The sequence below is a fragment of the Lactobacillus agrestimuris genome (assembly GCF_943193025.1).
Classification (GTDB): Bacteria; Bacillota; Bacilli; order Lactobacillales; family Lactobacillaceae; genus Lactobacillus; species Lactobacillus agrestimuris.
Window position 1 is genome coordinate 1 of record NZ_CALPCQ010000017.1, and the last position, 16,098, is coordinate 16,098.

Consider the following 16,098-nt stretch of genomic DNA (forward strand, 5'->3'; position numbering starts at 1 on the left):
ACCAGCATGGTCAGTATTTGATTTAGGAATATTTGCACAAAGCATTATGTTAGTTGCAATTAATAATGGTTTATCTGTTATGCCAGCACATTCATTAGTTTCATATCCAGATATTATTCGTAAATATGCTGAAATTCCAGAAGATGAATCAATTGGTATGGCAATTGGTCTTGGTTATAAAGACCGTAACGCTGAAGTAAATGATCCAAAATTCTACCCAGCAAGAGTACCATTTGAAAAGATTTTTAAATTGAAAAAATAGTATTGTTTTTTGATGATTGTGATTCATTGAAATTGTTGTTAAAAAGGTGACATAATTTTGAGTGATCCTGAAATAATTGAGAAGTTGATAGCTACCTTAGTTATCTTTGTTTTTGCTGCATTCTTTGTTGCAGCCGAATTTGCTTTAGTCCAAACACGTGTAAGTCAACTTGAAGATATGATTGCTAATAAGCAAGGAAATACCAAAAAGTTAAAGCGTGCTTTACATATGGTGCATAACTTGAATGAGTATTTATCCACAACTCAGGTTGGTACTACTTTAGTTGGAGCAATCCTTGGTTGGTTCTCTGCAGATACTTTTGCGGCAATGTTACAAAAATTGTTTAATTTTACTCCGATGAGCCCATCTTTGGTAAAGTCGGTGAGTGCAATTTTAGGCTTGATTTTGCTTACTTACTTAGAAGTTGTTGTAACAGAAATTGTTCCAAAAAATATTGCGATTGATATGCCAGTTAAAATGCTGATGGCTATTATTACACCACTTCAATGGTTCCATACGTTGGTGTATCCATTTGTTTGGTTACTTAACAGTAGTTCAAATGGGCTTTTAAAATTATTGGGTTTTCAATCTGCAGATGAAGAAAATCAAATCTATTCCCAATCAGAAATTATCAAATTATCTCGAAATGCCGTTCATGGTGGAGCTCTTGATAAGTATGATTTAACTTATATGGAGCGTGCATTTGAGTTAAATGATAAAGTTGCTAAAGATATCATGACAGACCGAACACGGTTAACGGTCTTAAATTCAACAGATACAATTGAACGTGCATTGAAGATGTACTTAGAAGAGGGATTTAGTCGTTTTCCAGTTGTTCGAGACAATGATAAGGATGATGTTGTTGGATACGTATATGCATATGATATCGTTCAACAAGCTCAAATTGATCAAACCGTCCCTGTAACTAGAATTATTAGGACAATTATTACTGTACCTGAATCAATGCCAATTCAAGATATTCTTCACTTAATGATTAAAAAGCATACTCCAATCGTGCTTGTAGTAGATGAATATGGTGGTACCAGCGGAATTGTGACTGATAAAGATATCTATGAAGAGTTGTTTGGAAGCGTTAAAGATGAAATTGATGATGTTTCAGATGACTATATTATCAAAGATAAAGACGGTAAGATTCATGTATCTGGTAAGACTACGCTTTATGACTTTGAACGATATTTCCACACAGATATGCAGGCCTTTCAGGATAGTGATATTATCACTATAGGTGGATATATGATGGAACATTATCCAGATTTAAAGAAAGGCTCATCAATTGATTTGGATGGCTATAAGTTTGTACTTGATAATATTGAACAAGGATTTATGCGTTGGTTTATTGTTAGTCCAATTTCTCAAGAAAATGATGATTCCGATCAATCAAATGATAAAAAATAGAAATATTACGGAAAAAGGCGTCAAGAGTGGCGCTTTTTTTTGATAATAATGATATAATTTTCAATATTAAGAATTCTTTTATGATGCGAATTGAAGGGTATACTAATGGTAAAAAGCGACAATATAGATAATATTATTGATCATAAATTATTTACACAAGAAGACATTCACAATATGTGTGTACGTTTAGGTAAGCAATTAACCGAAGATTATGCAGGTAAGAAGCCAATTGTGGTTGGTGCGTTAAAAGGTGCAATTTACTTTTTAACTGATTTAACCAGAGAGATGGATGTTGCCCATCAACTTGATTTCCTTGATGTTTCAAGTTATGGTGATGGTTTTGAATCAAGTGGTAAAGTTGAAATTATCACAGATTTATCAGCTGATGTAAAAGATCGTGATGTTTTAATCGTTGAGGATATCGTTGATACGGGTCTTACCCTTCAATATATGAAGGATTTGATTAAAAAAAGAGGAGCTAAGAGTGTAAAGTGTTGTGCTCTTCTTAATAAGGATGCTCGTCGTGAAAATGATGTTGTAGTAGATTATTATGGTTCCGATGTTGGTAATGAATTCGTTGTTGGATACGGACTTGATTTCTTAAATATGTACCGCAACTTACCATACATTGGTGTTCTTAAACCAGAAATTATTCAAAAATATGTGAATAAATAAAATTTAAAAATCAACAGAAAATTAGAAAGTAGCCATCGCAAATTTGCAATGACTACTTTTTTCATGGATAAATACCTGCTCTGATACTTGGTATTAGTGTGTATATTGGGTAAAATAGTAAAGAAAGGATGATTTCATGAAAAGATTTCATCATAAAGTCACTTTACCAGCAATTTTAGTTTTGTTGATTCTAGCAGTTGCTTTTTTAGTGATCGGATTCATTAACTTTAGAAAGCAAACTACTCAACCTGCTAATTCAAATCCAAGCGCGATTGGAGTCGAACTTGATCAAGATGTTGATTATGTTGATTTGCACAAATTACAAACTAATGGAATTTCGTTTGTATATTTAAGAAGTACTCAAGGCCGATCTTATTTTGATGAGAATTATTTATCATATCGTGATCAAATTTTAGGGACACAATTGGCTTTTGGAACTGAGATGTATTATAGTAATGAATCGACTGCTTTGCAGCAGTACAATTTCTTTATGAAAAAAGTAGAACACAATACTGGAAGTTTGCCAATAATGGTCATTCCGGCCGTAGAAAATCGTGATAAAAAGTTTTTACAATCGATGGCACATTTTACGAAAATGTTGGAAAACAATAGTAAAAAAGTTCTCATTGTAGTTGATGAAAAATATCATAATTTTTTTCCTAAAGGAACTCAGTTTGTTGCTGAAAGTAAAAAAAGACCAAGTAAAATTAAATATTCATTTTGGCGCTACACTACTAACGGTAGAGTAAATGATGTTGATGGATTAGAAAAAGGTGTAACTATGTATGCCTATAATGGTACGGTTGCACAGTATAAGCAGAAATATGGACAATTAACGCAATAATAATGTATCAAGAAAAAGTAAAAACAGTTTTAGAGAAAGAACACAAAAATAGGCCGACTTTAATTCAAACTGCAACATATGATGCAATTAAAAATGGTGCAAGTTTGGTCGCTCTTGCAAAGACAGGAACAGGAAAAACTTTGGCATATGCCTTGCCAAGTTTAGAAAGATTAGAACCTGGTCAAGCAAATAGTTTAGTTATTTTTGCACCAACCACTGAATTGGCCGTTCAAATTAGAAGAGCAATTAACCCTTATATTCATGCATTAGGTTTACGTGGGGTAAGTCTCGTAGGAGCAGGTAATCGTAAGAGACAGGAAGATAATTTAAAGAAGAAGCATCCAGAAGTTGTAATTGCAACTCCAGGAAGATTTTTTGATTTCTTTTCAAGTGGCAGAATTAAATTGAATCAGATCAAGACTCTAATTATTGATGAAGCCGATGATATTTTAGAATTTACTAAGATGAATTTGCTCAGTTCGTTAGGTCAAAATCTCGGTTCGGATTCTCAAATTCTTTTATTTGGAGCAACTGATTCCGAGATTACTAGAGAAGCCGAAGAATTGTTTGAACGTAATTTCTTACTAATTGATGTTAGAAAAGAACAAGAAACCGAAAATAAAAATTATTTTTTACAGGTTGATAATGCCCACAAGATTGAATTTTTACAGCGTCTTACAAGACTAGAGAATTTTAAAGGTATTTTATTCTTTGACTCAAATCAAACTATGCTTAAGTTTGCGGGAATTTTTTCTCACACAAAAACTAAGTTTGACTTATTGGCAACTGATTTTGGTAAAGAACGCCGACAAAAAGCTTTGCATAATTTGGCATCGGGTAAGACTAAGTTGTTACTGGCTACTGATTTAGCAGCGCGTGGTTTAGATATTCCAGGATTAACGTATGTCATCAACTTCGATATTCCAAGGGATGTAAATACCTATTTACATCGAGCAGGAAGAACTGGGCGAATGAATGCGGTTGGTTATGTTGTATCGCTTGGGAACGATCATGACTTTCGTGATTTAAAGAAACTATTAGAAGATCATGTTGAACTTACACGGGTATATTTCTCAGGTAATAAACTGACCACCAAATTGCCTAAAAAGAAGAAAAAAGTCGAAAAGATAACTAAAGAAGAACAGAGTGAAAATAAAGTAGTTAAAGTGAATAAGAAAAAGCGGAAAAAACGTAATAACAAAAATAAAGGGTATCATCCCCACTACTTGAAGGTGAAAAAATGAGTCGAATAGTAAAATGGCTGGAAGACTATATATTACCAATAGCCAATCGACTGGCACAAATACGTTGGTTAGTTGCACTTAGGAATGCGTTTATTTCTATGCTTCCTATTACAATTGCCGGATCACTCGCTGTGCTAGTCAAAAGCTTAATAACAGCGTCCAAAACTCAACTTGGATGGACGACATTTTCAGCCATCATGAGTCCACTTAGTATGATTAGTGATGTTGTGTGGCGTGGAACATATGCGCTTTTTGCCTTATTTTTAGCAGTAGCATTAGGTTATCAGTTAGCTAAAACATTTGAAATCAACCGCTTAATGGGGGCGCTTGTTTCACTTGCATCATTTATGATGAGCATTGCTAATTATGTGAAGGTTAAGATTCAAGGAAATGTAATTACTGCAAAAGATGCCTTCGATATTTCTCAATTTTCAACAACAGGAATTTTTACCGCAATTTTGTTTGGTTCACTAGGCTTTTTAATTTACTTTTTATGTTACCGAGCAAGATTATTGTTGCATATTAATGCCAATTTACCTCATGCAGAGCAGGTAGCGTTCGATGCATTGATTCCTGGAATAATTTCAATTTTTGGAATTGGAACTATCAATTACATTTTTCAAGTTACTACAGGAACTTATTTTGGAAATTGGCTGTTAAATTCAATCCAAGGACCACTCGTAAGAATGGGACAAGGTTTTGGAATGGTCGTACTTGTAACGGTTCTTGTGCAAGTATTCTGTTTCTTTGGATTCAATGGTCTTGGTGTCTTGGCACCAATTGTTGATTCGATTTGGTTGACAGCACAAAATATCAATATTACTGCAGCTAACAATGGGAAAATTCCTGATTATTTATGGGTCAGTGGATCTTTTAATGCTTTTGCCTGGTTTGGTGGAGCAGGGGGCACTCTTGCTTTAATAATTGCAATTTTAGTTTTCTCGAAGAGAAGCGATTATCGAACTGTTGCAAAAATTGCGTTAGCTCCGGGAATTTTTAATATCAATGAACCAATTGTCTATGGGATTCCAGTAATTTTAAATCCTGTTTATTGTATTCCATTTGTCGTTGCTCCTTTAGTTAATGTATCCTTTTCATATTGGATAACTAAGATGGGATTAGTTAATCCAGTTCAAGTGGCAGTTCCTTGGATAATGCCACCAATAATTGGACCATATTTAGCATGTAATTATGATTGGCGCGCAATTGTTTTAAGTATTATCAATATAATTATTGCGGTAGCAATTTGGACGCCATTTGTTTTTGCAGCTGATAAGATTGAAGCAGACGATAAACCACGTAATATGTTTGCAAGTATTGAATAAATTAAAAATAATTAGCTTTTATCAAGTATTTTTGATAAAGTTAATTATGGTATTGGTCTGGTAGCTCAGCTGGATAGAGCATCGGTTTCCTAAACCGTGTGTCGTGAGTTCGAATCTCACCCGGATCATTAAAAAACTAGGACAGCCGTCCTAGTTTTTTTGTTAATCTGGTCATCCTTATGGTTTAATAGATATAGAAAATTTAAAAGGATGAAATGAAGATGTTAACTCTATTATTAGCTGCAGCAGTCATCATAATTGGTAGTTTTTGTTTAGTCTTCGGTTTAGATAAAAAAAGACCCGCTAAAACTCGGAAGTATCTTTTATATACAGCTCTAATTTGTGTATTTATCGTTTGGGGATTAGCTACAGTTATTATGGCAAATCCAATGAAATAAGGAGTTTGAAAATGGCAAAAATTAAAGTAATGACGGTTTTTGGTACCCGTCCTGAAGCAATTAAAATGGCACCTTTAGTTTTAAAGTTAAAGGCTGATGATCGCTTTGATGAAGTGACAGTAGTTACTGCTCAGCACCGTGAGATGCTTGATCAAGTTTTGGAAATCTTTAAAATTAAACCTGATTATGATTTTAATATCATGCATAAAAATCAAACTTTGGCAGATATTACTTCTAAAGTTTTGACTGATATGAGTAGAGTAATTCAAGAAGAAAAGCCAGATATTGTTTTGGTTCATGGTGATACTACTACTAGTTTTGCAGCAGGACTTGCTAGTTTTTATGAACAAACTACTTTGGGTCACGTTGAAGCTGGTCTTCGTACTTGGAATAAGTATTCACCATTTCCGGAAGAAATGAATCGTCAAATGACTGATGATTTGACGGATTTATACTTTGCCCCAACTGAACTCTCAAAATCAAATTTAGTTAAGGAAAACCACAAGCAAGAAAATATTTTTGTGACAGGTAATACTGCAATTGATGCGCTTCAACAAACTGTCCAAAAAGATTATCATCATGATGTTTTGGATGAAATTACTCCGGGTAACCGCATTATCTTAGTTACTATGCATCGCCGTGAAAATCAAGGTGAACCAATGCGCCGCGTCTTTAGGGTGATGAAGCAAGTAGTTGATAGTCATGATGATGTTGAAATTATCTATCCAGTTCACTTATCACCAAGAGTACAAGAAGTGGCCAAAGAAGTACTTGGTGGCGATCCAAGAATTCACCTAATCGATCCGCTTGATGTAGTAGACTTCCACAATTTGGCTAAACGCTCATATTTCATTATGACTGACTCGGGTGGTGTTCAAGAAGAAGCCCCAAGTTTAGGTAAGCCAGTACTAGTTCTCAGAGACACTACGGAGCGTCCTGAAGGTGTTAAGGCAGGTACTCTAAAGTTAGTCGGCACTGAAGTTGAACCAGTTAAGAAGGCCATGATTGATCTTTTAGAAGATCAGGCAGCTTATGATGAAATGGCCAATGCCAAGAATCCATACGGAGACGGTCATGCATCAGACAGAATAATGGATGCTATCTATTATTATTTTGATAAAGAAAACCGGAATCGTCCGGAAAATTTTGAATAGTGACAGCAATTAAAAAAGTAGCAAGATTACTTGCTACTTTTTTGTTTTGCATGTTTTTCTTTTTGCTGTTCAACTCGCATTTTTGCTCGTTCGATCATCGTATGTTCCTGTTTTTGGAAAACTGAACGAGTAGTTAAGTAATTAAAGATACCAACTAAAATTTGATCAATAATTTTTACAAATAAAGCATTTAAATGAAGCCAAGATAATCCAACTAACATAATTAAGGTATCTGGAATTAAACTTAGTATTCGGTAAGTAAAAAATACTATTATTTTATGCCACGTTGAGTGGTCGTGATCGACATTATTTGTAAAAACCGCTTTTTGATTGAAATAAAATGAAGCCAAATTAGAAATTATAAATGCGACAGTATTCGCAATAATAACAGAATTATGCCACCAATTATGAAGAGCAACAAAGGCAATTGTGTTGATTAAAGCTGCTAGAAATCCAAAAATCATATATACCCAAACATTACGGTGTCTTTTAAAGATTTTTTCGCCTAGCTTACGAATATTAGCTTCATCTGTAATTACAGATTTACGTTTATCCATTTAATTTATCATTCATTTCTTCAGCCGCATGATCAATTAAATCGAGGGCTTCATCTTCAGGTGCATTTTCGATAGTTACAGGCTTAGTGACTTCTTTAGCACCAATCTTTTTAAATAATTTTTCAAAGTCAAAAACATTTTCACAGAAGTGTTCACCATAAGTTTTATCTCCTGAGCCCATTACGGCAAAATATTTTCCACTCAAATCTAATTCGGCAAGTTGTTCATAAAAGTCAGCAATTTCGTCAGTCATCTTACCTTCACCGTAAGTGTAGGTAACAAAAATACAGAGATCACTTTCTAAATAATCGCTAGCATCAGCAAAACTTACATCATTATTTTCTACATCAAAGCCGAAATCTTGTAAATCTTCTTCAAGTATTTCTGCCATATCTTCGTTATTTCCTGTCATGCTAGCATATACAATTGTCGCTTTCATGAAGCCCTCCATATTTTATTAATTACTTTTTTTATATGTATTATACATGAAAACAGAAAATATCAGTAATGCTTTAGTAAAGTTTTAAAAAACGTTATAATAAAAGTAACTTTCTGAAAAATATAAAAATAAAAGGAGAGAAAATATTTGATTACAATTAAATCTATTCGTGAACTTAAAGGAATGCAAAAATCAGGTCGTCTTTTGGCTTCAATGTTTGAAGCATTACGTGATGTTATCAAACCTGGAATTACTACTTGGGATATTGAAGAATTCTGTCAAGATTTTGTTTCAAGTCGTGGTGGTCGTCTTTCAGAACAAGGTTTTGAAGGCTATAAGTATGGTACTTGTATTTCAACTAATGATGAAATTGCTCACCAAATTCCAAGTAAGAAGCGTGTTTTAAAAGAAGGTGACATTGTTAAGGTTGATGTTACTTGCAATGTAGATGGATATGAAACTGATTCATGTACTACTTATCCAGTAGGAAAGATCTCAAAAGAAGATCAAGACTTAATTGAAACTACTAAAAAAGCAATGTACCTTGGTATTGATCAAGCTGTTCTTGGCAATCGTATTGGTGATATTGGTGCAGCTATTCAAAATTACGTTGAAGTTGAACATAATTATGGTGATGTACGCGAACTAGTTGGTCATGGTATTCAACCTACTATTCACGAAGATCCAGAGGTTCCTCATTGGGGTAAAGCAGGACATGGTTTGCGTCTTCGTGAAGGCATGACTATTACTTGTGAACCAATGGTTGAAGCTGGCGGAGACTGGAGAATTGATCAAAGAAGCGTTGATGATCCTAATGATGATTGGGTTTACTATGCAACTCCAGATGGTTCAAATTCTGCTCAATTTGAACATACTTTCGCAATTACCAAGGATGGTCCAAAGATTTTGACTTTGCAAAAGCCATATGATGGATATGAAAAATACATTCCACATTTTGATGAGATGGAAGATTAATCATTAATTTATGAAAACCATGCCTAAATCTCTAGGAGTCAAGATAGGACACGCATACAAATTAATAATGCAAATTATGTCTGAAGGAGAAATTACTCAAAGTGCAATTGTAATTGCATACTATATTTTATTTTCAATTTTTCCTATCATAATTATTGTCGGTAACATTTTGCCATTATTTCATATTGATACAGCGCCAATTGCAGATTATTTGAGATTAATTCTACCAGATGAAGTTTCAAAATTTATTATGCCTATCGTGATGTCACTGCTAGAAAGTCATTCTACAGGATATATTTCTTTTGGTATTGTGCTTGCGATTTGGTCATTTTCAAATTTAGTTAATGCAATTAGAATAGGGATGAATAAGCTCTATGATGTGCATAGAATTGAATTGAAATTATCAATGTTGAGTTTCTTATGGACAAGATCAATTACGGTGTTATTGACAGGATTATTAATCTTGGTTTTAACGGCAATCAGTTTGACTTTGATTTTTGGTCAGCAGATACTAGATTTATTGCATCCTATTTTTGGTTTTTCAATTGGTGAGATTAAAAAGATCTTTAGCTATCGTTATCCGGCAGTAATATTTATTATGACAATCGCAGTCGCATATTTAAATTATGTTCTGCCAAATATTAAAATCAAAAAGAAAGTAACTTGGCCTGGTGTATTCATTACAGTAATTGGTTGGATGCTTTTATCAATTGGTTTTAGTTTTTATCTTCATAATTTTCCTATCAGTTGGGAAAACTATGGAATTGTTGGAACTTTTATTATTTTCATGTTGTGGTTAAATTTGGCTTCATTAATGCTTTTAATTGGAACAAGTGTTAATGCTGCTATTGTCCGGAAAAGATATGGAAAAATGGATTTTACAGCTGGCAGAATAGCTTCAGTGATTCAAAAGAGAAGGCAATTAAATAATAAAAGTTAGTTTTTAATAGAAAGTGTGTATTTATGAAAGTCAGAAAAGCTGTTATTCCAGCTGCAGGCTTGGGTACTAGATTTTTACCAGCAACTAAGGCAATGCCTAAAGAAATGTTGCCAATAGTTGACAAGCCAACTATTCAATTTATTGTTGAAGAGGCAAAAAAATCTGGAATTGAAGATATCTTAATCGTAACTGGTAAAAACAAGCGCTCAATCGAAGATCACTTTGATGCAAATCCAGAACTTGAACAGGATCTTGAAAAAACTGGCAAAAAAGAATTATTGAAGCTAACTCAAGATATTACCAATTTAGGAGTTAATTTATATTTCACTCGTCAACCACACCCAGCTGGGCTTGGTGACGCAATTTTAAGAGCTAGAAGCTTTGTTGGTGATGAACCATTTGCAGTAATGTTAGGTGATGATTTGATGGCTGATAAAGTTCCATTGACTAAGCAATTGATTGATCGCTATGACAGAACTCATGCTTCAACTATTGCAGTAATGCCTGTTCCTCATGAAGAAGTTTCTAAGTATGGTGTGATTGAACCCGCAGATGAAATTGAACCAGGTTTAATCAATGTTAAGTCATTTGTCGAAAAACCACCTGTAGAAAAGGCTCCAAGTGATTATGCCATTATTGGTAGATATCTATTGACACCAGAAATTTTTGATATTTTAGCAACTCAAAAACCTGGTCGTGGTGGAGAAATTCAATTGACTGATGCAATCGATACGATGAACAAAACTCAAAGAGTATTTGCTCACGTATTCAATGGTGATCGTCATGATGTTGGTAACAAAGAAGGATACCTTGAAACATCAATTGAATATGGTTTAACCCATCCAGAAACTAAAGATGATCTTCGTAAATATATCATCAAATTGGGTAAAGAGTTAGAAAAAGATTCTAAGAATAATAAGTAAAATAAAACGAGTCAGAATAATCTGGCTCGTTTTTACATTATAGTAGCTTGACCTTTTTCAATTGAAATTTGCATTCCATATACAGGGATTTTTTCTTTTTTATCATTAACTATCCAAACAGTTAGAGTATGACAGTGGATGTTTTGAATTAATTTAAATAATTTTTTCTTAGTAAATGCTTCTTTACCAGGAATTAATAAGCACTCTGAAGCAGTTAATTTTACCTGACCAAGAGGAACTTTTTGATCATTCACTTGTAAGAGAAGTTTAGTTTCGGTGTTAATATTATTTAAAAATTCTACTAAGTTGTATAATCTCATTTTTACCCCTTTTCTATATGAAAATTGAAATGCTATACTTGTTGATATACTAATTTAAATAGAATATCAGGTGTTAAGATGAAGAAAAAGAAAGTTTGGATTTCACTTATAGCAATAATAGTACTTGTTGCTGCGGGACTAATTGGAGCAGGGATGTATTTCTTTAATGTTGCTTGTGTCCCAAGTAAAAAGAATTTTATTAGTGCAAATTCAGATGTGGTAAAGAAATCAGATCCATTATATCAAGAAAAGAAATGGTATTATGACCAAAAGAAAGATCATTGGTATATGAAGTCAGCCACTGATAATTATAAGTTAGATGCAAACTACATCCCAGATAAAAATTCTAAAAAAACTGCCATTATTTTACATGGATATATGAATAATAAGAACACTATGGCTGCTTATGCTAATTTATTTCATAAGTTGGGTTATAATGTTTTGCTTCCAGATGCTAGAGCCCATGGAGAAAGTCAGGGTAAATATATTGGATATGGTTGGGTTGAAAAAGCTGATGTGAAAAAATGGGTAAATGAAGTAATTGCCCATAATGGATCTGATAGTAAGATAGTTATCTTTGGTGTAAGTATGGGTGGTGCAACCACGATGATGACGAGTGGAGAAAAACTCCCTAAGCAGGTTAAAGCATTTGTTGAAGATTGTGGCTATACTAGCGTAAAAGATGAAATCGAGCATGAGGCACAGGATTTGTATAATATGCCAGCTATTCCAAGATTTCCATTAGTTGAGGTTTTAAGTGGAATTAATAAAGTTAAAGTAGGGTATTACCTAGCTGACGGTTCTTCAATAAATCAACTTAAGAAAAATAAACGGCCAATGCTTTTTATTCATGGTGCTAAGGATACATTTGTTCCAACCAAAATGGTTTATAAAAATTATGCGGCTTCACGCGGACCAAAAGAATTATGGATAGTTCCGGGAGCTAGTCATGCAAAGTCATACGCTACTCACCCTAAGACCTATGAGCAACATATAAAACAATTTTTGAATAAATATATAAACTAGGGGTATATGCAAGCGTTTACATTTATGGTATAGTAGGAGTGTGGAAGAGGTAAAAATTAATTTAACAATAAATATAAGTAAGTTTTTATCTCCAAAGAAGAATTGTATTGTTGGAAACAGTAGTCCATTTGATACTACTTAATCCAATTCAAAGTTACGTTAAATGTAAAGACCCGAACAAGTGAATGTTGGTTGCGATGATTATCTATCAGATGTCTAAAGTCGCGACTATCAATCGATAGTTTTACCTCGTCCACTATTACAAAAAACCAGCTATTCTTATGATAGCTGGTTTTTTGTATATAAATTATTTTCTTAAAGTAAGCTTTACAATACATTCACAACGTGGAGTTTGAGGTAACATATCGATATTTTGAATTAAACGTACATCATATTCTTCTGAAAGAAGAACAAGATCTTGTGCTAAAGTAGATGGATTGCATGAAATATAGACAAATGTCGTTGGCTTTACACGAAGAATGGTCTTAAGTAGGCTTTTTGCCAATCCTGTTCGTGGTGGATCAACGATTAAAGCATCAATAGAAAGTCCTCCCTTTTGAAGTTCAGGTAGTACCTTTTCAACACTTCCTTGAAAGTAGTCGGCGTTTCTAAGTTGATTTAATTTAACATTATGACGGGCATCTTCGACTGCTTCTGGAATAGTTTCAATTCCTACTACTTGTTTAACTTGATCGGCCGCAAGAATTCCTAATGTACCAACACCACTATAGGCATCGATTAAGGTTTGTTCCGGAGTTAAGTCAAGATATTTTAATGCTTCAGAATATAAGGTCACAGTTTGAACTGGATTTAATTGGAAAAATGCTCGAGGTGATAATTCAAACTTTTTACCTAAAATGACTTCTGTAATCTTATTTTTTCCAAAAAGCTTTTCAGTTTTATTTCCCCATACCTGTGGATTGCGCCAATCAGTTTCATTTTGGAAGACACTTACAACATTTGGTAGTTTCATAATGTCTTTAGCTAATGGAATCAAATTCTTAATTTTGTGTCCAACCGTAATTAAAGTTACTTGGATTTCTTTAGTTGCCTCAGATTGACGAACTACAACTGTTTTAATTCCATCCAAATGTTTCTGACGACTTGCAATAAAGACGTGATGTTTTTCAATTAACTTTTTGATTTCACGTTCAGTTTTTTGAGTACCGACACTTTGAGTTGGCATTTCTGGTAAGTCAATTAAGCGGTGTGAATTTGGTGCAAATAAACCTAACTTAACTTTACCATGATCAAGTTCAATTTGATATTGAGCTTTATTGCGGTAATGCCATTCATCCGGAGCCGGAATGGTATTTTTGATCTTGTATTTGTTGTAACCACGAGGATGGTACTTTTTCAAGGCTTCTAAAACATTGTCTTTTTTGAATTCCAATTGCTTTTTATATGAAAGGTGAGCTAATTCAAGTCCACCAATTTCAGGATTAACGCCGCTTGGAAAATCAACACGATCAGCACTTTTTTCTTTTATACGAACAAGTTCAGCATCGATGTAATGTGGATATTCTTTTACAATTTTTGCAACAACTACTTCATTTGGAAGAGCACCAGGAACAAAAATAATCTTTTTGCGGTAATATCCAATTCCTTCACCATTAATTCCTAAACGTTTAATAGTGATAATAACATTCTTTTCTTTTTCTTCTTGATTTCTGTGTTTGAAATTAGTATTTTTCTTCATTTTCATTTTCTTTCTACAATAATCTAACTAATGGTTTGCATTCTATTGTACTATGATAAAAAAGTTCTTAGCAAGGATTAGAAATATTTGTTAGCATTAATTATAAATAAAGGAAAGGTTGATCTCATGTCGACGATTACTAAAATTAGTAGTCAAAAAAGACCTGGACGTTACAATGTTTTTATCGATAATCAATATGCTTTTTCTGTTACTGAGAGAACTTTAGCCGAGTTTGTCTTACTTAAAGGAAAAGAAATTAGCGATGAAGAAATTGAGCGAATCCAGCAATTTGATGATGATGCAAGAGCCAGTGAGCTTGCAGCTCGCTTTTTAAGTTATGAGCCTAGGACTGTTTATGAAGTTTTGCAATACCTAAAAAAGTATAATATCTCTGATGAGGCAGCAAATGCGGCAGTTGAGCAATTAACTGAGTTAGGTTATATTGATGATGAACAGTATACTAAATTATTTTTGCAAAATAATTTACATGTTGGCTCTGATGGACCTAAGTCTTTGCAAAAGAAGTTGCAACAAAAAGGTGTGAATTCAGAAACTATTGCCATAGAAATAGAAAATATTCCTGAAGAAGAGTGGATACCAGTTGGGAAAAAAGTAATAAAATCCATGCAACATCAGGTCGGAAAACTTTCATCTAATGAATTATCGCAAAAAATGAAAACAAAATTGTTGTCTCATGGTTTTGATAGCTCATTGGCTAGTATAATTATTGATGAAACTGAATTAAACTTAGATGAGACGGATCAATTTGAGGCTTTGAAAAAACAGGGAATTAAGGCATTTAAACGTTTTAGAAAGTTCGATGAAAAAACGCGAAATTTCAAAATTAAACGCTACTTATATAGCCATGGCTTTTCAAGTAATGAAATTGATATGTTTTTGAATGGTGAAATTATTGATTTAGAAGAACTTAGTGAATATTAGGAGGATAAAATGAAAAAAGAAAATCTTAAAGAATTAACATTTGTTGGTCGTCCATTTGTGGAAACTATGATGGATGACCAAAAGACCTTTACACAAGCAAATGCTCAAATGGAAAATGATGAAGTTTTTAAAAAGTTTTTGAAAGATAATCAACTTGAAAACCAAAGAGCCAGCATGGTTATCTTTGGACCAGAAAACTTTATGTACTGGTATGGTGTAACTGTTGAAGGTAATGTAGAAGTTCCTGCTGGTCTCATGAAATTTGCTTTACCGGCAGCCGAAGTTGCTAAAGACGACGCAAACGGACAAATTAACGCCTTCGATGTACCGCTAAACTTTGTACTTCCTAAGTTTTTTGAAAAAGTTTCTGAAGCTGGATTTGAAGTCTATGAAAATCCAGGTGATAGTGAGACTCCATACTTTGTTCAAAACTTAGATTTAGATACAAAAAAGCTAGCCCAAATGTGGTACTTAAAGGCTAGCAAATAATACTAATGCTGGTTTGGATCAATTGAAAGATTGTCGTATTCAACGTATGCTCCAAGACAGGTTGAGACAAACATAACTAATAAAACGACTCCGGCTGCATTTCCAACAATTTGATCTAGAGTTAAAACTGATCTAACAAGGTATGTGGCTAAAAAGCATAAAACAAAGTCCAAAATGACATTGGCAACCAATAAGAAGTATCGTCTGCGAATACTAAAAAATCTTAAAAGCTGTCTAATGATACCATCGTGAGTTTGCATCGCAAGAAGATCAACTGGCCTTTGAATTGTTGCTTTAATTGCAAACATAATGATTGCGCCAACGAAGGCGCCAATAATAGTTCTTACTATTTCGCCTGAATGGAGAACTAGAGCATTATAGCCAATTCCGATAATTGCTAGACTACAAAAGTATGGTACTAACAATAAAAAGGTGAAGACTAGTAAAACATGGCTTTTTTTCATGATAAT

The 16,098-nt window shown here is 33.6% G+C and carries 19 protein-coding genes and 1 tRNA gene; 15 read left to right on the forward strand and 5 right to left on the reverse strand.

Annotated elements, in window-relative coordinates; translation table 11 throughout:
- From NFR82_RS06150 to wecB, 9 genes are all read left to right on the forward strand, one after another.
- Window positions 1-262: nitroreductase family protein (locus tag NFR82_RS06150; RefSeq protein WP_251717419.1), on the forward strand; the 262-nt coding region annotated here is incomplete at its 5' end.
- A gap of 57 nt (window positions 263-319) precedes the next feature.
- Window positions 320-1,678, forward strand: a complete 1,359-nt coding sequence (locus NFR82_RS06155; protein ID WP_251717420.1) for a hemolysin family protein — start codon at window positions 320-322, stop codon at window positions 1,676-1,678.
- Between the two features lie 105 nt (window positions 1,679-1,783).
- Complete coding sequence (hpt, locus tag NFR82_RS06160) at window positions 1,784-2,353, forward strand: hypoxanthine phosphoribosyltransferase (protein WP_251717421.1); 570 nt, start codon at window positions 1,784-1,786, stop codon at window positions 2,351-2,353.
- Window positions 2,354-2,489: 136 nt separating this feature from the next.
- On the forward strand, window positions 2,490-3,197 hold the full coding sequence (locus tag NFR82_RS06165) for a GH25 family lysozyme (protein WP_251717422.1): 708 nt from the start codon (window positions 2,490-2,492) through the stop codon (window positions 3,195-3,197).
- A 2-nt stretch (window positions 3,198-3,199) separates the two neighbouring features.
- Window positions 3,200-4,441, forward strand: a complete 1,242-nt coding sequence (locus tag NFR82_RS06170) for a DEAD/DEAH box helicase (protein ID WP_251717423.1) — start codon at window positions 3,200-3,202, stop codon at window positions 4,439-4,441.
- Entirely contained in the window at window positions 4,438-5,766 is a 1,329-nt protein-coding gene (locus NFR82_RS06175) for a PTS sugar transporter subunit IIC (protein WP_251717424.1), read from the forward strand. Before NFR82_RS06170 ends, NFR82_RS06175 begins: the two co-directional genes overlap by 4 nt.
- 54 nt (window positions 5,767-5,820) lie before the next feature.
- A tRNA-Arg gene (locus NFR82_RS06180) sits at window positions 5,821-5,894 on the forward strand.
- A gap of 87 nt (window positions 5,895-5,981) precedes the next feature.
- Window positions 5,982-6,164: a hypothetical protein gene (locus NFR82_RS06185; RefSeq protein ID WP_251717460.1), complete on the forward strand. Its 183-nt coding sequence runs from the start codon at window positions 5,982-5,984 to the stop codon at window positions 6,162-6,164.
- Between the two features lie 11 nt (window positions 6,165-6,175).
- The gene (wecB, locus tag NFR82_RS06190) at window positions 6,176-7,318 is read left to right on the forward strand and encodes a non-hydrolyzing UDP-N-acetylglucosamine 2-epimerase (protein ID WP_251717425.1); all 1,143 of its coding nucleotides are present in this window, start codon (window positions 6,176-6,178) and stop codon (window positions 7,316-7,318) included.
- A 26-nt stretch (window positions 7,319-7,344) separates the two neighbouring features.
- Here wecB and NFR82_RS06195 read toward each other — a convergent pair whose 3' ends face one another.
- Window positions 7,345-7,875, reverse strand: a complete 531-nt coding sequence (locus tag NFR82_RS06195; protein WP_251717426.1) for a GtrA family protein — start codon at window positions 7,873-7,875, stop codon at window positions 7,345-7,347.
- Entirely contained in the window at window positions 7,868-8,314 is a 447-nt protein-coding gene (locus tag NFR82_RS06200; RefSeq protein WP_251717427.1) for a flavodoxin, read from the reverse strand. The genes NFR82_RS06195 and NFR82_RS06200 overlap by 8 nt, the downstream gene beginning before the upstream one ends.
- A 147-nt stretch (window positions 8,315-8,461) precedes the next feature.
- Here NFR82_RS06200 and map point away from each other — a divergent pair, with 147 nt between their 5' ends.
- From map to galU, 3 genes are read left to right on the forward strand one after another with little or no spacing between them, the layout of a single operon-like run.
- Complete coding sequence (gene map / locus NFR82_RS06205) at window positions 8,462-9,289, forward strand: type I methionyl aminopeptidase (RefSeq protein WP_251717428.1); 828 nt, start codon at window positions 8,462-8,464, stop codon at window positions 9,287-9,289.
- A gap of 10 nt (window positions 9,290-9,299) precedes the next feature.
- Window positions 9,300-10,229, forward strand: coding sequence for a YihY/virulence factor BrkB family protein (locus NFR82_RS06210; RefSeq protein ID WP_420908754.1), 930 nt, complete (start codon window positions 9,300-9,302; stop codon window positions 10,227-10,229).
- Between the two features lie 23 nt (window positions 10,230-10,252).
- On the forward strand, window positions 10,253-11,152 hold the full coding sequence (gene galU, locus NFR82_RS06215; RefSeq protein ID WP_251717429.1) for a UTP--glucose-1-phosphate uridylyltransferase GalU: 900 nt from the start codon (window positions 10,253-10,255) through the stop codon (window positions 11,150-11,152).
- Window positions 11,153-11,184: 32 nt separating this feature from the next.
- Here galU and NFR82_RS06220 read toward each other — a convergent pair whose 3' ends face one another.
- Complete coding sequence (locus NFR82_RS06220) at window positions 11,185-11,472, reverse strand: hypothetical protein (protein ID WP_251717430.1); 288 nt, start codon at window positions 11,470-11,472, stop codon at window positions 11,185-11,187.
- A gap of 78 nt (window positions 11,473-11,550) precedes the next feature.
- Between NFR82_RS06220 and NFR82_RS06225 the strand changes: the two genes are divergently transcribed.
- Window positions 11,551-12,498 carry an alpha/beta hydrolase gene (locus NFR82_RS06225; protein ID WP_251717431.1) on the forward strand — a complete coding sequence of 316 codons (948 nt, stop codon included), beginning with the start codon at window positions 11,551-11,553 and terminating at the stop codon, window positions 12,496-12,498.
- A 307-nt stretch (window positions 12,499-12,805) separates the two neighbouring features.
- Here NFR82_RS06225 and rlmD read toward each other — a convergent pair whose 3' ends face one another.
- Window positions 12,806-14,197 carry a 23S rRNA (uracil(1939)-C(5))-methyltransferase RlmD gene (gene rlmD / locus NFR82_RS06230; RefSeq protein WP_251717432.1) on the reverse strand — a complete coding sequence of 464 codons (1,392 nt, stop codon included), beginning with the start codon at window positions 14,195-14,197 and terminating at the stop codon, window positions 12,806-12,808.
- A 126-nt stretch (window positions 14,198-14,323) separates the two neighbouring features.
- Here rlmD and recX point away from each other — a divergent pair, with 126 nt between their 5' ends.
- Together recX and NFR82_RS06240 are read left to right on the forward strand one after the other, a co-directional pair.
- The gene (gene recX / locus NFR82_RS06235) at window positions 14,324-15,139 is read left to right on the forward strand and encodes a recombination regulator RecX (RefSeq protein WP_251717459.1); all 816 of its coding nucleotides are present in this window, start codon (window positions 14,324-14,326) and stop codon (window positions 15,137-15,139) included.
- A gap of 9 nt (window positions 15,140-15,148) precedes the next feature.
- On the forward strand, window positions 15,149-15,628 hold the full coding sequence (locus NFR82_RS06240) for a GyrI-like domain-containing protein (RefSeq protein WP_251717433.1): 480 nt from the start codon (window positions 15,149-15,151) through the stop codon (window positions 15,626-15,628).
- A 2-nt stretch (window positions 15,629-15,630) separates the two neighbouring features.
- Here the strand turns inward: NFR82_RS06240 and NFR82_RS06245 are convergent, their stop codons facing one another.
- Complete coding sequence (locus NFR82_RS06245) at window positions 15,631-16,092, reverse strand: hypothetical protein (RefSeq protein ID WP_251717434.1); 462 nt, start codon at window positions 16,090-16,092, stop codon at window positions 15,631-15,633.
- Window positions 16,093-16,098 lie beyond the last annotated feature (6 nt).

Excerpts from the sequence above, each read along its gene's own strand:
- hpt (WP_251717421.1), top strand. The coding sequence starts at position 1,784 with ATGGTAAAAAGCGACAATATAGATAATATTATTGATCATAAATTATTT.
- NFR82_RS06165 (WP_251717422.1), top strand. The coding sequence starts at position 2,490 with ATGAAAAGATTTCATCATAAAGTCACTTTACCAGCAATTTTAGTTTTG.
- NFR82_RS06170 (WP_251717423.1), top strand. The coding sequence starts at position 3,200 with ATGTATCAAGAAAAAGTAAAAACAGTTTTAGAGAAAGAACACAAAAAT.
- NFR82_RS06175 (WP_251717424.1), top strand. The coding sequence starts at position 4,438 with ATGAGTCGAATAGTAAAATGGCTGGAAGACTATATATTACCAATAGCC.
- NFR82_RS06185 (WP_251717460.1), top strand. The coding sequence starts at position 5,982 with ATGAAGATGTTAACTCTATTATTAGCTGCAGCAGTCATCATAATTGGT.
- wecB (WP_251717425.1), top strand. The coding sequence starts at position 6,176 with ATGGCAAAAATTAAAGTAATGACGGTTTTTGGTACCCGTCCTGAAGCA.
- NFR82_RS06195 (WP_251717426.1), bottom strand. The coding sequence starts at position 7,875 with ATGGATAAACGTAAATCTGTAATTACAGATGAAGCTAATATTCGTAAG.
- NFR82_RS06200 (WP_251717427.1), bottom strand. The coding sequence starts at position 8,314 with ATGAAAGCGACAATTGTATATGCTAGCATGACAGGAAATAACGAAGAT.
- NFR82_RS06210 (WP_420908754.1), top strand. The coding sequence starts at position 9,300 with ATGAAAACCATGCCTAAATCTCTAGGAGTCAAGATAGGACACGCATAC.
- galU (WP_251717429.1), top strand. The coding sequence starts at position 10,253 with ATGAAAGTCAGAAAAGCTGTTATTCCAGCTGCAGGCTTGGGTACTAGA.
- NFR82_RS06220 (WP_251717430.1), bottom strand. The coding sequence starts at position 11,472 with ATGAGATTATACAACTTAGTAGAATTTTTAAATAATATTAACACCGAA.
- NFR82_RS06225 (WP_251717431.1), top strand. The coding sequence starts at position 11,551 with ATGAAGAAAAAGAAAGTTTGGATTTCACTTATAGCAATAATAGTACTT.
- rlmD (WP_251717432.1), bottom strand. The coding sequence starts at position 14,197 with ATGAAGAAAAATACTAATTTCAAACACAGAAATCAAGAAGAAAAAGAA.
- recX (WP_251717459.1), top strand. The coding sequence starts at position 14,324 with ATGTCGACGATTACTAAAATTAGTAGTCAAAAAAGACCTGGACGTTAC.
- NFR82_RS06240 (WP_251717433.1), top strand. The coding sequence starts at position 15,149 with ATGAAAAAAGAAAATCTTAAAGAATTAACATTTGTTGGTCGTCCATTT.
- NFR82_RS06245 (WP_251717434.1), bottom strand. The coding sequence starts at position 16,092 with ATGAAAAAAAGCCATGTTTTACTAGTCTTCACCTTTTTATTGTTAGTA.